Genomic DNA, 12,882 nt, shown 5'->3' on the forward strand with positions numbered 1-12,882 from the left:
TTTTTTATCACTGGAGTTCAAAATGTCTCTAAGCGTTGAAGCTAAAGCAAAAATCGTTTCCGAGTTTGGTCGTGGTACTAACGACAGCGGTTCTACCGAAGTTCAGGTTGCACTGCTGACTGCTCAGATCAACCACCTGCAGGGCCACTTTGCAGAGCACAAAAAAGATCACCACAGCCGTCGTGGTCTGCTGCGTATGGTTTCTCAGCGTCGTAAACTGCTCGACTACCTGAAACGTAAAGACGTTGCACGCTACACCGCGCTCATCGAGCGTCTGGGTCTGCGTCGCTAAGTCTGGCGAGTTTCAAGAAGGGGCCTACAAGGCCCCTTTTTTCAACCAGGCGGCAGCAATGTGCATTAAACTAATGTATTGTTGCCAGATATGATCTTCACTGCAGAGGTTCGCGCGGCTAATGAGAGGCTTTATCCGCAGGGGCGGGTTAGGGTTGTCATTAGTCGCGAGGATGCATGAAGATTCGGTTCATGGTCAGCATGCCTTCGGGATGCTGACTTTCATTAAGAAAGGACAGAACTTTGCTGAATCCGATCGTTCGTAAATTCCAGTATGGTCAACATACCGTCACGCTGGAAACCGGTATGATGGCGCGTCAGGCTACTGCTGCCGTAATGGTAAGCATGGATGACACCGCCGTGTTTGTGACCGTTGTAGGTCAGAAAAAAGCTAAACCCGGCCAGGACTTCTTCCCCCTGACCGTTAACTATCAAGAGCGTACCTACGCTGCAGGTAAAATCCCGGGTGGTTTCTTCCGTCGTGAAGGCCGTCCGAGCGAAGGCGAAACCCTGATCGCGCGTCTGATTGACCGCCCGGTTCGCCCGCTGTTCCCGGAAGGTTTCGTGAACGAAGTGCAGGTTATCGCTACCGTCGTTTCCGTTAACCCGCAGGTTAACCCTGATATCGTGGCGATGATCGGTGCTTCTGCCGCTCTCTCCCTGTCTGGTATTCCGTTCAACGGCCCAATTGGTGCCGCACGCGTGGGTTACATCAACGACCAGTACGTACTGAACCCGACCCAGGAAGAGCTGAAAAACAGTAAGCTGGACCTGGTTGTTGCCGGTACCGAAGCGGCCGTGCTGATGGTGGAATCCGAAGCGGAACTGCTGAGTGAAGATCAGATGCTGGGCGCCGTGGTGTTTGGCCACGACCAGCAGCAGATTGTTATCCAGAACATCAACGATCTGGTCAAAGAAGCGGGTAAACCGCGTTGGGACTGGCAGCCGGAAGCGGTAAACGAAGCGCTGAACGCGCGCGTTGCTGCGCTGGCAGAATCACGTCTGAGCGATGCTTACCGCATTACTGACAAACAAGAGCGTTATGCTCAGGTTGACGTGATCAAATCTGAAACCATCGCAACGCTGGTGGCCGAAGATGAAAGCCTGGATGCTAACGAGCTGGGCGAAATTCTGCACGCTATCGAGAAAAATGTTGTTCGTAGCCGCGTACTGGCTGGCGAACCGCGTATCGATGGTCGCGAAAAAGATATGATCCGTGGTCTGGACGTTCGTACCGGCGTGCTGCCGCGTACTCACGGTTCCGCACTGTTCACCCGTGGTGAAACTCAGGCGCTGGTTACCGCAACGCTGGGTACCGCACGCGATGCGCAGAACATCGACGAACTGATGGGCGAACGCACTGACTCCTTCCTGTTCCATTACAACTTCCCTCCGTACTCCGTAGGGGAAACCGGAATGGTAGGTTCGCCGAAACGCCGTGAAATTGGTCATGGTCGCCTGGCGAAACGCGGCGTGCTGGCAGTAATGCCGGATGCAGAAAAATTCCCGTACACCGTACGTGTGGTTTCTGAAATCACCGAATCTAACGGTTCTTCTTCCATGGCTTCCGTTTGCGGCGCGTCTCTGGCGCTGATGGATGCGGGCGTTCCGGTGAAAGCCGCCGTTGCGGGTATCGCGATGGGCCTGGTGAAAGAAGGCGACAACTTTGTCGTTCTGTCTGACATTCTGGGCGACGAAGATCACCTGGGTGATATGGACTTCAAAGTAGCGGGTTCCCGCGAAGGTATCTCTGCCCTGCAGATGGATATCAAAATTGAAGGCATCACCAAAGAGATCATGCAGGTTGCGCTGAATCAGGCGAAAGGCGCCCGTCTGCATATCCTGGGCGTTATGGAGCAGGCGATTAACGCGCCGCGTGGCGATATCTCTGAATTCGCACCGCGTATCCATACCATCAAAATCAACCCGGACAAGATCAAAGACGTTATCGGTAAAGGCGGCTCCGTTATTCGTGCGCTGACCGAAGAAACCGGCACCACCATTGAGATCGAAGACGACGGTACCGTGAAAATCGCTGCGACCGATGGCGATAAAGCGAAACATGCGATCCGTCGAATTGAAGAGATCACTGCTGAGATCGAAGTGGGCCGTATCTATAGCGGTAAAGTGACCCGTATCGTAGACTTTGGCGCATTTGTTGCCATCGGCGGCGGTAAAGAAGGTCTGGTGCATATTTCTCAGATCGCGGATAAACGCGTTGAGAAAGTGACCGATTACCTGCAGATGGGCCAGGAAGTTCCGGTGAAAGTCCTGGAAGTCGATCGTCAGGGCCGTATCCGTCTGAGCATTAAAGAAGCGACTGAGCAAACTCAGCCTGCTGAAGCGTCAGAAGCGCCACAAGCAGAGCAGGGCGAGTAAGGTTGCCTTTGCCCTCCGCGTAAGCGGAGGGCTTATTAGCAGGCAGGACGCCATGTTTGCAGCCGGGGGACAGGACGTTCATCCAATTGTTGTCTTCGGGAGTGGGAAATGAAGCCTTTTTTGCGCTGGTGTTTCGTTGCGACAGCTTTAACGCTGGCAGGATGCAGCAACTCTGCCTGGCGTAAGAGCGAAGTCCTCGCGGTGCCATTGCAACCGACTTTGCAGCAGGAAGTGATTCTGGCACGCATGGAACAAATTCTTGCCAGTCGGGCTTTAACCGATGATGAACGCGCACAGCTTTTATATGAGCGCGGAGTATTGTATGATAGCCTCGGTTTGAGAGCTTTAGCGCGAAATGATTTTTCACAAGCGCTGGCAATCCGACCTGATATGCCGGAAGTATTCAACTACTTAGGCATTTATTTAACGCAGGCAGGCAATTTTGATGCTGCCTATGAAGCGTTTGATTCTGTACTTGAGCTTGATCCAACTTACAACTACGCGCACTTGAATCGCGGGATCGCATTACATTACGGCGGTCGCGACAAGTTAGCGCAAGATGATCTGCTAGCGTTTTATCAAGACGATCCTAATGATCCTTTCCGTAGCCTGTGGCTTTACATCGTTGAGCGTAAGCTTGATGAGAAGCGGGCGAAAGAAGCGTTAAAACAGCGCTTCGATAAATCGGACAAGGAACAGTGGGGATGGAACATTGTCGAGTTCTACCTCGGCGACATTAGCGAAGCAACGCTGATGGATCGCCTGAAGGCAGACGCAACGGATAACACCTCGCTCGCTGAGCATCTCAGTGAAACCAACTTCTATTTAGGTAAGTACTACCTAAGTCTGGGGGATAAGGACAGCGCCACGGCACTGTTCAAACTAACGGTTGCTAACAACGTCCATAATTTTGTTGAGCACCGTTACGCATTGTTGGAATTAGCGCTCTTGGGCCAGGAACATAACGACCTGGCAGAATCGGACCAGCAATAGCTGACGAACATATCAGCCCGTAATCTTTTTTTGATTGCAATCACCTTCGCGGGTGAGGGCTTCATTGTTCGTTAATCAACCTACTTTGAGCCGGTTCACACTTTTCAATGAAAATTGCTAATTTTTTTCACGATGAGTTATGTAGACTGGCCGCCAATGACATAGAGGCACTTGTACTACATGGCTGAATTCGAAACCACTTTTGCAGATCTGGGCCTGAAGGCTCCTATCCTTGAAGCTCTTAACGATCTCGGTTACGAAAAACCATCTCCGATCCAGGCTGAGTGCATTCCGCACCTGCTTTCTGGTCGTGACGTACTGGGCATGGCCCAGACTGGTAGCGGTAAAACCGCGGCGTTTTCTCTGCCGCTGTTACATAACATTGATTCGGAACTGCGTGCGCCGCAGATCCTTGTGCTTGCACCGACCCGCGAACTGGCGGTTCAGGTTGCTGAAGCAATGACAGATTTCTCTAAACATATGCGTGGCGTAAACGTTGTGGCCCTGTACGGTGGCCAGCGTTATGACGTGCAGTTACGTGCTCTGCGTCAGGGGCCTCAGATCGTCGTCGGTACGCCGGGTCGTCTGCTGGATCACCTGAAACGCGGTACGCTGGATCTCTCTCGCCTGAGCGGTCTGGTGCTGGATGAAGCCGACGAAATGCTGCGCATGGGCTTTATCGAAGACGTAGAAACCATTATGGCGCAGATCCCGGAAGGTCATCAGACTGCTCTGTTCTCTGCCACCATGCCGGAAGCGATTCGTCGTATCACCCGTCGCTTTATGAAAGAGCCGCAGGAAGTCCGCATTCAATCAAGCGTGACAACCCGTCCGGACATCAGCCAGAGCTACTGGACTGTATTCGGCATGCGCAAAAACGAAGCGCTGGTTCGTTTCCTTGAAGCGGAAGATTTTGACGCGGCGATCATCTTCGTTCGTACCAAAAATGCAACGCTGGAAGTGGCAGAAGCGCTGGAGCGCAGCGGCTATAACAGTGCCGCGCTGAACGGCGATATGAACCAGGCTCTGCGTGAGCAGACGCTGGAGCGTTTGAAAGACGGTCGTCTGGATATCCTGATTGCAACGGACGTTGCGGCTCGTGGTCTGGACGTTGAACGTATCAGCCTGGTCGTGAACTACGATATCCCGATGGATTCCGAATCCTACGTTCACCGTATCGGCCGTACCGGTCGTGCGGGTCGCGCTGGCCGCGCGCTGCTGTTCGTTGAGAACCGCGAGCGTCGTCTGCTGCGTAACATCGAACGTACAATGAAACTGACTATTCCGGAAGTAGAACTGCCGAACGCAGAACTGCTGGGCCAACGCCGTCTGGAAAAATTCGCCGCTAAAGTTCAGCAGCAGCTGGAAAGCAGCGATCTGGATCAGTACCGCGCGCTGCTGGCAAAAATCCAGCCTTCTGCTGAAGAAGAGATGGATATTGAAACGCTGGCCGCTGCACTGCTGAAAATGGCGCAGGGCGAACGTCCGCTGATTCTGCCGCCGGATGCGCCGATGCGTCCGCGTCGCGAATTCCGCGAGCGTGATGAGCGTTTCGAACGTCGTGACCGCAACGATCGCGGTGACCGTAACGATCGTGGTCCGCGTGCCGAGCGCGCTGGCGAAGAGCGTCCGCGTCGCGAACGTCGTGACGTTGGCGAAATGGAACTGTACCGCATTGAAGTTGGCCGTGATGACGGCGTTGAAGTGCGTCATATCGTTGGCGCTATCGCTAACGAAGGCGACATCAGCAGCCGTTACATTGGTAACATCAAGCTGTTCGCGTCCCACTCCACTATCGAGCTGCCGAAAGGCATGCCGGGCGAAGTTCTGCAGCACTTCACCCGCACGCGTATTCTGAACAAACCGATGAATATGCAGCTGCTGGGCGATGCACAGCCGCGTGAGCGTAGCGAACGTCGCGGTGGTGGCGCAGGTGCCGGTGCCGGCGGTGAACGTCGCGGTGGTTTCGGTGGCGAACGTCGTGAAGGTGGTCGTGGCGAAGGTCGTCGTTTTAGCGGCGAGCGTCAGGAAGGTCGTAGCTTCGGTGGCGAACGTCGCGCACCGCGCCGCGACGATAGCGCTCCGCGTCGCCGTAACGATGCCTAATCTGCGTCACGCACTGTAAAGAAATAGATACAGCCCCGATCGAAAAGATTGGGGCTTTTTTTATCCGTAATGTACTCCTGTACTGGTACAATGCAGCAGCCTGAACAAACCGGCATAGACCCTCACAGGAGAATTATTCAGATGTCGACACTGACAACCACACAAGCGTCCCCTTCGCTGTTCGGCGGAGTGGTGATTATCGGCGGCACAATAATCGGCGCAGGAATGTTTTCCCTGCCGGTAGTGATGTCCGGTGCGTGGTTCTTCTGGTCGCTGCTGGCGCTCGTTTTTACCTGGTTTTGCATGCTGCATTCCGGATTAATGATCCTCGAAGCAAACCTGAATTACCGTAGCGGCGCAAGCTTCGATACCATTACTAAAGACCTGCTCGGTAAAGGCTGGAACCTGGTCAACGGTGTTTCAATTGCCTTCGTGCTCTATATCCTCACTTATGCGTATATTTCGGCCAGCGGCTCGATTTTGCATCATACCTTTGCCGAGCTATCGCTGGATGTTTCGCCGCGGCTGGCAGGGCTTGCTTTCGCGCTGCTGGTGGCCTTTATTGTCTGGCTCTCGACCCATGCCGTCAGCAGGATGACCGCGATTGTGCTGGGCGCAAAAATCATTACCTTCTTTCTGACCTTTGGCAGCCTGTTAGGCCATGTCGAGCCCGCGACGCTGTTTAACGTGGCGCAACCAGAGACGTCGTATACGCCCTATCTGTTAATGACATTGCCGTTCTGTCTGGCGTCTTTTGGTTATCACGGCAACGTTCCTAGTCTGGTGAAGTATTACGGTAAAGATCCGCGCACCATTATTCGCTGCCTGGTCTACGGTACGCTGCTGGCGCTCGGGCTGTATGTTATTTGGCTGCTGGTGACAATGGGCAACATCCCGCGCGCGGAGTTTATTGGCATCGCTGAGAAGGGCGGCAATATAGATGTGCTGGTGCAGGCTCTTGGCGGCGTGCTGAACAGCCGCAGTCTGGATCTGCTGCTGGTGGTATTCTCGAATTTTGCCGTGGCCAGCTCCTTCCTCGGCGTTACGTTGGGGCTGTTTGATTACCTGGCCGATCTGTGCAAATTCGATGATGCCCCGTTAGGGCGCTTTAAAACCGCACTGCTGACCTTTGTGCCGCCGATTATCGGTGGTCTGCTGTGGCCGAACGGTTTTCTCTACGCTATAGGATATGCCGGGCTGGCGGCAACGATATGGGCGGCGATTGTACCGGCGCTGCTGGCGAGAGAATCACGCAAGCGCTTTGGCAGCCCAGCGTTTCGTGTGTGGGGCGGCAAGCCCATGATCGTGCTGATCCTGCTGTTCGGCATCGGTAACGCCGTGGTACATCTGCTGTCGAGCTTTGATCTTCTGCCTGTGTACCGCTAACTTTTTCGCCCCCCTTCGGCTTGAAGAGGGGCGAGACTTACCTAACCGAACAGTTCCTCTTTCACTTGCATCGCCAGCTCAAACGAGTAGAGCCGTGCCTGCTGATCGAAAATTTGCCCGTTAACCATCATTTCATCGGCCTCGGTTTCCCGCAGAATAGATTGCAGGCCGTGACTCACTTTCGCTTTATCACCCACCAGCGACATGCTCAGCGCCTGTTGTACGCCGTACTGTTCCGACGGTGACCAGAACTGATCCATATTCGGGATCGGTGGCGGCAGCTGCGCGGTCTCGCCGCGGCGAAGCTTCACAAACGCCTGCTGCATGGAGGTAAAGAGGAATTCCGCATCGCGATTGCTGTCGGCGGCGACAATATTGATACACACCATGGCATAGGGTTTTTCCAGCCGCGCCGAGGGCTTGAAGTGGGTGCGATAGAGATGCAACGCCTGCAGCAGCATATCCGGTGCGAAGTGTGACGCGAAGGCAAACGGCAAGCCCAGCTGCGCCGCCAACTGGGCGCTATAAAGGCTAGAGCCTAATAGCCAGACGGGGATCTTTTCCCCGTAGCCCGGTACCGGACGCACGTGCGGGTTAGGATCGCGGGCGTCGAACCAGTCCACCAGCTCAGCGACATCACGCGGGAAATTGTCGATATCGCCGCTCATATGGCGACGCAGTGCCATCATCGTGCGCTGGTCGCTCCCCGGCGCGCGGCCAAGGCCCAAATCGATGCGTCCGGGATAGAGGGTATTCAGGGTGCCGAACTGTTCGGCAATCACCAGCGGCGAGTGGTTTGGCAGCATCACGCCGCCGGAACCTAAATGCAGCGTTTGCGTATTAGCCGCAAGGTAGCCAATCAGCACCGAGGTCGCCGCGCTGGCAATACCGGTCATATTGTGGTGTTCCGCCAGCCAGTAGCGATGATAGCCACGCTTTTCGGCGAGCTGCGCCAGTTCAAGGGAGTGGCTAAACGCCTCGCGGGCGCTGGAGTTTTGCGGAATGGGCGCGAGATCGAGCACCGAGAACGGAATCGTTTTATCAGACATAAAAGCTCACTTTGCTACAGCATGGTCATCAGATTGAAGGTCTTCTTCCAGCCTGGCGCAATGTTGGGCACCCGGCCAGAAAAGCTGCAACTTTCATACTGCAATAACTTGTGACAAAAGCTGTTAACAAAGTGAGCTTTTTTATTGCTCCAGCACCAGGCCCGGCAGCCTGCGCCAGTAGCCGTTACAGTCGCTGTTAGACGCCAGCGCCAGCGGCGCATTGCCCGCTTCATTCGCCCGGAACGCATCAAGCATGGTAAAGGTGTCATTGCCCAGCGGCGACAGGCGCACCATATCCACCATGCCTTCCATTGACGTCAGTTCATTGCCCAGGTTGTAGACATAGCCGCTCATCGTCTGAATACCGTTCAGCACGAAAACCTGCTGATCTTCCTGCGACAGTACGCTGCGCCCGTTCGGGTACTTAATGCAGCAGGTTTCGCACTCATCTTTTGGCCGGTCTTCCGAACGCGCGGTAAAGCAGCGAGCCGAGTAAGCCAGCGGCAGATGGCCGTAGCTTAAGACTTCCACTTCAAATTGCTGGCGAATACCTAATGATTCACATTGGTCGAGCAAGTTTTTCAGCCAGTCGCGGGAGAGTTCGACGGGCATACACCAGCGCACCATGCCCTGCTTGAGCAGTAAACGCAGCGTCACCGCGTTGTAACAGTTAAGCGCATGCCCGGCCACGAACGGCAGTTTACGCTCGGCGCACATATTCACCACGCCCAAATCGCTGGCTTCCAGCAGAAACTCACCGTTATCAACATAACGCTTCAGCTCATTTAATTCGGAAGAGGCCTGCACCAGCGCCAGCGTAGAAAGCACAACCTGCTTGCCGCTGCCCGCCAGCTGTTTGGCCATCTCCAGCCAGTCGCCGGCTTTGGTCGCGCGGCGTTTGCTGCAGACGGCTTCGCCCAGATAAATCACATCGGCGCTGCTGTTGGCCGCCTGGCGGTAAAAATCTTCCAGCGTCTCTTTTGACCAGTAGTACAGCACCGGCCCTAATGAATATTTCATGATTGTCCTACTGCCATTTGCGGTGATATGCGCCAAGGGTGGTTTGCGTCCCTTCCGACATCGCGCCAAGGGTTTCCATCCACGCCGACTGCGGTATAAAGTCCTGCGGCGAAGCCATGCAGCGATCAATTGCCTGGCGCCACACTTTCGCTACCTGGCTGACGTAGGCCGGGCTGCGCTGGCGTCCCTCGATTTTTACCGACGCAATATTTGCCGCCAGCAGCTCCGGCAGCAGTTCCAGCGTATTGAGGCTGGTGGGTTCCTCCAGCGCGTGATAGCGCGCGCCATCTACCAGATAGCGGCCTTTACAGAGGGTTGGGTACCCGGCGTTTTCACCATCTGCATAGCGATCAATCAGCACTTCATTGAGCCTCGATTCCAGCCCCTGCGCTGTTTGCTGCCAGCGTACGAAACGCGCCGGCGAGCAGGCACCAACGGTATTGGGCGATTCGCCCGTCAGGTAAGATGAGAGATAGCAGCGGCCTTCGGCCATAATGCACAGGCTACCGAAAGCGAATACTTCCAGCGGCACCGGTGTGACGCGCGCCAGCTGTTTGACCTGGTGAATAGATAACACGCGCGGCAATACCACGCGCGCAACGTCGAAATGACGATGATAAAAACGGATCGCCTCTTCATTGGTGGCCGAGGCCTGCACTGATACGTGGCGCTCGATATGCGGGTAGCGTTCGGCGGCATATTCCAGCATCGCCAAATCCGCCAGGATCAGCGCGTCAGCGCCAATCTGCGCCGCCATATCCACGGCGCGCTCCCAGCGTTGGTAACCATCAGGGTGGGCAAAGGTATTGATGGCGATATGCAGCTTGCGGCGATGCTGATGGACAAAGTTCACCGCTTCCTGAAGCTTCTTCTCGGTAAAGTTCAGCCCGGCGAAATGGCGCGCGTTTGTATCATCTTTCAGGCCGATATAGACAGCGTCGGCGCCGTTTTCAATGGCCGCCTTTAGCGCCGGAAGGTTTCCGGCAGGGCAGAGCAACTCCATAGTGTATCCTGCAATCAGGGGCGCTATGGCCCGGATGTACCCCGTGGGGTCACCAAATTGTTAATGAGGTGGGATTTTAGTTAACCTGCCCGCGACAATTTTTGATTTGAGGCAGTTAAATGCGTATTGATGGCGCCAATAATCCCCGCGGGTTTATTAGCGAATAGTTGATTTGTACCGCTATGCCATGCGGCGATTGTGTCAAAATAATCGCCATTACCATTTCAGGGAGTAAAGCTCGTGTTGGATAAATTGCGCTCACGTCTTGTTCATTTAGGCCCGTCGTTACTGAGTGTACCGGTTAAGCTGACCCCATTTGCCCTTAAACGTCAGGTGCTCGAACAGGTGCTGCGTTGGCAATTCCAGCAGGCGCTGGCGGACGGAGAACTTGAGTTTCTTGAAGGCCGCTGGTTAAGTATCCAGGTTCGGGATATCGGTCTTACGTGGTATACCTCTGTAGACGATGGACAGATGATCGTGCGTGAATCTGCCGATGCGGATGTCAGCTTCAGCGCAGACGCCAGCGATTTGTTGATGATCGCCGCGCGTAAGCAGGATCCCGACACGCTGTTTTTCCAGCGTCGCCTGGTGATTGAAGGCGATACGGAACTTGGGCTGTACGTGAAAAACCTGATGGACGCCATTGAACTGGAGCAGATGCCAAAACCCCTGCGGGTAATGCTGCTGCAGCTGGCGGAATTTGTTGAGGCTGGCCTGCAAACGCCGCCTGCAACGACACAACCTTCTGTAGGTGAGCCATGCTGATTAGAGTAGAAATTCCCATTGATGCACCCGGTATCGACGCGCTGCTGCGCCGAAGTTTTGGCGGCGAAGCGGAAGCGTCGCTGGTGCACGATCTGCGCGAAGACGGGCTGATCACGCTGGGATGTGTTGCGACGGATGATGAAGGCCAGGTCGTCGGCTACGTGGCGTTTAGCCCGGTGTCTGTCGCCGGTGAAGACCGGCAATGGGTGGCGCTTGCGCCGCTGGCGGTAGATGAACAGTACCGTGGGCAGGGCATTGCGCGCCAGCTGGTCTACGAAGGGCTGGATTCACTGAATGAATTTGGCTATGCAGCCGTCGTTACCCTGGGCGAACCGGCATTTTATCACCGCCTTGGGTTTGAAAAAGCGGCACAGTTCGATCTGCGTTGCCGCTGGCCGGCAAGCGAAGAGGCATTTGTTGTCCGCCCGCTGGCGGATGATGCCCTTAACGGCGCGAACGGTCTGGTCGAATACAGCGACCATTTCAATCGCTTTTAACGGCCACCGCGAGCAGGCTTTCCCGCAGCGCCTCGAACGAGCCATCCCCGGCGACGAGGCGCTCTTTCTGGCGTTTGGTAAGCTGCTTGATGCGGTACTCCAGCCGTAGCGCCAGCGATCTGTCGCCCACTTCCGCCGAGAAAACGAGCGCTAACGCGCTTTTTCCGCGCAACGCTTTCGCCCCTTTCCCGCACTGATGCTGCGTAAAACGTCGCACAACATCGGTCGTAATGCCGGTGTAGAGCATATTGTCACTGGTGCGAATAAGGTACAGAAACCAGGGCGTCATGGCGGTATTCAGTATGTTAAGGTGAACGCAAAATAGCATGAGGAAGGAAAAAAATGGAGACTCTTGCCGCCATTAATCGCTGGCTGGCGAAGCAGCATGTTGTCACCTGGTGCGTGGCGAACGAGGGCGAATTGTGGTGCGCTAACGCCTTTTACTTTTATGATCCGCAGGCCGTTGCTTTTTATGTTCTCAGCGAAGATAAAACCCGCCATGCACAGATGACGGGTTTGCAAGCCCCGGTAGCCGGTACCGTTAACGGTCAGCCTAAAAGCGTCGCGCTGATTCGCGGTGTACAGTTTAGCGGCGAGATCCGCCGCCTTGACGAGGCAGAGAGCGCGACGCCGCGTGAGCGTTATTACCGCCGCTTCCCGGTCGCCCGCGCGTTAGCAGCCCCAATGTGGGAAATCCGCCTTCATGAAATCAAATTTACCGATAACACGCTCGGCTTTGGTAAAAAACTGCACTGGCTGCGCGACTCAGGCACCCAGTAAGCGCAGCGCTTCGCGGTTAAATGCAGGCAAATCTTCCGGGGTGCGGCTGGTCACTAGCTGATCTCTGTCGACCACCACTTCTTGATCGTAGAATTCACCCCCGGCATTTTTCACATCCACCACAATAGGTTTCACCGCCGTGAGTTTACGCCCGCGGATGGCATCGGCGCTGATCAGCAGCTGTGGACCGTGGCAAATGGCGAACACGGGTTTTCCGGCGTCGATAAATTCACGGGTGAAGGTGACAAACCGATCGTCACCGCGCAGTGAGTCGGGCGAATGGCCTCCCGGTAGCAGCAGCGCATCGAACTCTTCCGGGCTGACTTCATCAATGGCTTTATCAATCACCACTTCTGCTTCGCCTTTTTTGCCGTGAATGGTTTTCCCGGCCTCTTTCTCAATCGTCACGACCTCGTGCCCGGCTTTGCGAAACTCGTGGGCCGGAGAGGTGAATTCTGAATCTTCAAACTCGTCGGTGATCAAGACAGCAATTCTCTTGCTCATACTTCCTCCGTTTTTTGGCTTCAGAAAGGGAGTTATGCATACTGATAACTCGCCAGCTTATTAAGCCTGGTTCAGTAGGCTAACATTGCAAGACAGATTCATCTGCAAA

General features: G+C 55.0%; 14 protein-coding genes. 9 read left to right on the forward strand and 5 right to left on the reverse strand.

The window, feature by feature from the left end:
- The first annotated feature begins 22 nt into the window (after positions 1–22).
- The 6 genes from rpsO (at position 23) to mtr (ending at position 7,155) form a co-directional block, all read left to right on the forward strand.
- Positions 23–292 (forward strand): 30S ribosomal protein S15, encoded by a 270-nt coding sequence (gene rpsO / locus RW65_RS11185; RefSeq protein WP_003861789.1) that lies wholly within the window; start codon positions 23–25, stop codon positions 290–292.
- 242 nt (positions 293–534) lie between these two features.
- On the forward strand, positions 535–2,670 hold the full coding sequence (pnp, locus tag RW65_RS11190) for a polyribonucleotide nucleotidyltransferase (RefSeq protein ID WP_039056817.1): 2,136 nt from the start codon (positions 535–537) through the stop codon (positions 2,668–2,670).
- 108 nt (positions 2,671–2,778) lie between these two features.
- Entirely contained in the window at positions 2,779–3,663 is an 885-nt protein-coding gene (gene nlpI / locus RW65_RS11195; protein ID WP_039056818.1) for a lipoprotein NlpI, read from the forward strand.
- Between the two features lie 107 nt (positions 3,664–3,770).
- Positions 3,771–3,851, forward strand: coding sequence for a protein YrbN (yrbN, locus tag RW65_RS23225; protein WP_097400725.1), 81 nt, complete (start codon positions 3,771–3,773; stop codon positions 3,849–3,851).
- Complete coding sequence (locus RW65_RS11200; RefSeq protein WP_039056819.1) at positions 3,844–5,769, forward strand: DEAD/DEAH family ATP-dependent RNA helicase; 1,926 nt, start codon at positions 3,844–3,846, stop codon at positions 5,767–5,769. The genes yrbN and RW65_RS11200 overlap by 8 nt, the downstream gene beginning before the upstream one ends.
- 141 nt (positions 5,770–5,910) lie before the next feature.
- Positions 5,911–7,155 (forward strand): tryptophan permease, encoded by a 1,245-nt coding sequence (gene mtr, locus RW65_RS11205; RefSeq protein ID WP_039056820.1) that lies wholly within the window; start codon positions 5,911–5,913, stop codon positions 7,153–7,155.
- A 41-nt stretch (positions 7,156–7,196) separates the two neighbouring features.
- Here mtr and RW65_RS11210 read toward each other — a convergent pair whose 3' ends face one another.
- From RW65_RS11210 to ubiU, 3 genes are all read right to left on the reverse strand, one after another.
- On the reverse strand, positions 7,197–8,204 hold the full coding sequence (locus RW65_RS11210; RefSeq protein ID WP_039056821.1) for a luciferase-like monooxygenase: 1,008 nt from the start codon (positions 8,202–8,204) through the stop codon (positions 7,197–7,199).
- 141 nt (positions 8,205–8,345) lie between these two features.
- Positions 8,346–9,224, reverse strand: coding sequence for a U32 family peptidase (locus RW65_RS11215; protein ID WP_039056822.1), 879 nt, complete (start codon positions 9,222–9,224; stop codon positions 8,346–8,348).
- A gap of 7 nt (positions 9,225–9,231) precedes the next feature.
- Positions 9,232–10,227 carry a ubiquinone anaerobic biosynthesis protein UbiU gene (ubiU, locus tag RW65_RS11220; protein WP_039056823.1) on the reverse strand — a complete coding sequence of 332 codons (996 nt, stop codon included), beginning with the start codon at positions 10,225–10,227 and terminating at the stop codon, positions 9,232–9,234.
- A 240-nt stretch (positions 10,228–10,467) separates the two neighbouring features.
- On the opposite strand from ubiU, the gene ubiT reads away from it, so the two are divergent.
- Both ubiT and RW65_RS11230 read left to right on the forward strand, forming a co-directional pair.
- Positions 10,468–10,992: a ubiquinone anaerobic biosynthesis accessory factor UbiT gene (gene ubiT / locus RW65_RS11225; RefSeq protein ID WP_039056824.1), complete on the forward strand. Its 525-nt coding sequence runs from the start codon at positions 10,468–10,470 to the stop codon at positions 10,990–10,992.
- Positions 10,986–11,489: a GNAT family N-acetyltransferase gene (locus RW65_RS11230; protein WP_039056825.1), complete on the forward strand. Its 504-nt coding sequence runs from the start codon at positions 10,986–10,988 to the stop codon at positions 11,487–11,489. Before ubiT ends, RW65_RS11230 begins: the two co-directional genes overlap by 7 nt.
- Here the strand turns inward: RW65_RS11230 and RW65_RS11235 are convergent.
- Positions 11,476–11,817, reverse strand: coding sequence for a GIY-YIG nuclease family protein (locus tag RW65_RS11235; RefSeq protein ID WP_082022437.1), 342 nt, complete (start codon positions 11,815–11,817; stop codon positions 11,476–11,478). The two genes, RW65_RS11230 and RW65_RS11235, sit on opposite strands and share 14 nt — an antisense overlap.
- Positions 11,818–11,831: 14 nt before the next feature.
- On the opposite strand from RW65_RS11235, the gene RW65_RS11240 reads away from it, so the two are divergent.
- The gene (locus tag RW65_RS11240; protein ID WP_039056827.1) at positions 11,832–12,269 is read left to right on the forward strand and encodes a YhbP family protein; all 438 of its coding nucleotides are present in this window, start codon (positions 11,832–11,834) and stop codon (positions 12,267–12,269) included.
- Here the strand turns inward: RW65_RS11240 and RW65_RS11245 are convergent.
- Positions 12,255–12,773 (reverse strand): type 1 glutamine amidotransferase domain-containing protein, encoded by a 519-nt coding sequence (locus RW65_RS11245; protein WP_039056828.1) that lies wholly within the window; start codon positions 12,771–12,773, stop codon positions 12,255–12,257. The two genes, RW65_RS11240 and RW65_RS11245, sit on opposite strands and share 15 nt — an antisense overlap.
- Positions 12,774–12,882: the final 109 nt, after the last annotated feature.

It is taken from the genome of Enterobacter sp. Bisph1 (genome assembly GCF_000814905.1).
Lineage (GTDB): Bacteria > Pseudomonadota > Gammaproteobacteria > Enterobacterales > Enterobacteriaceae > Kosakonia.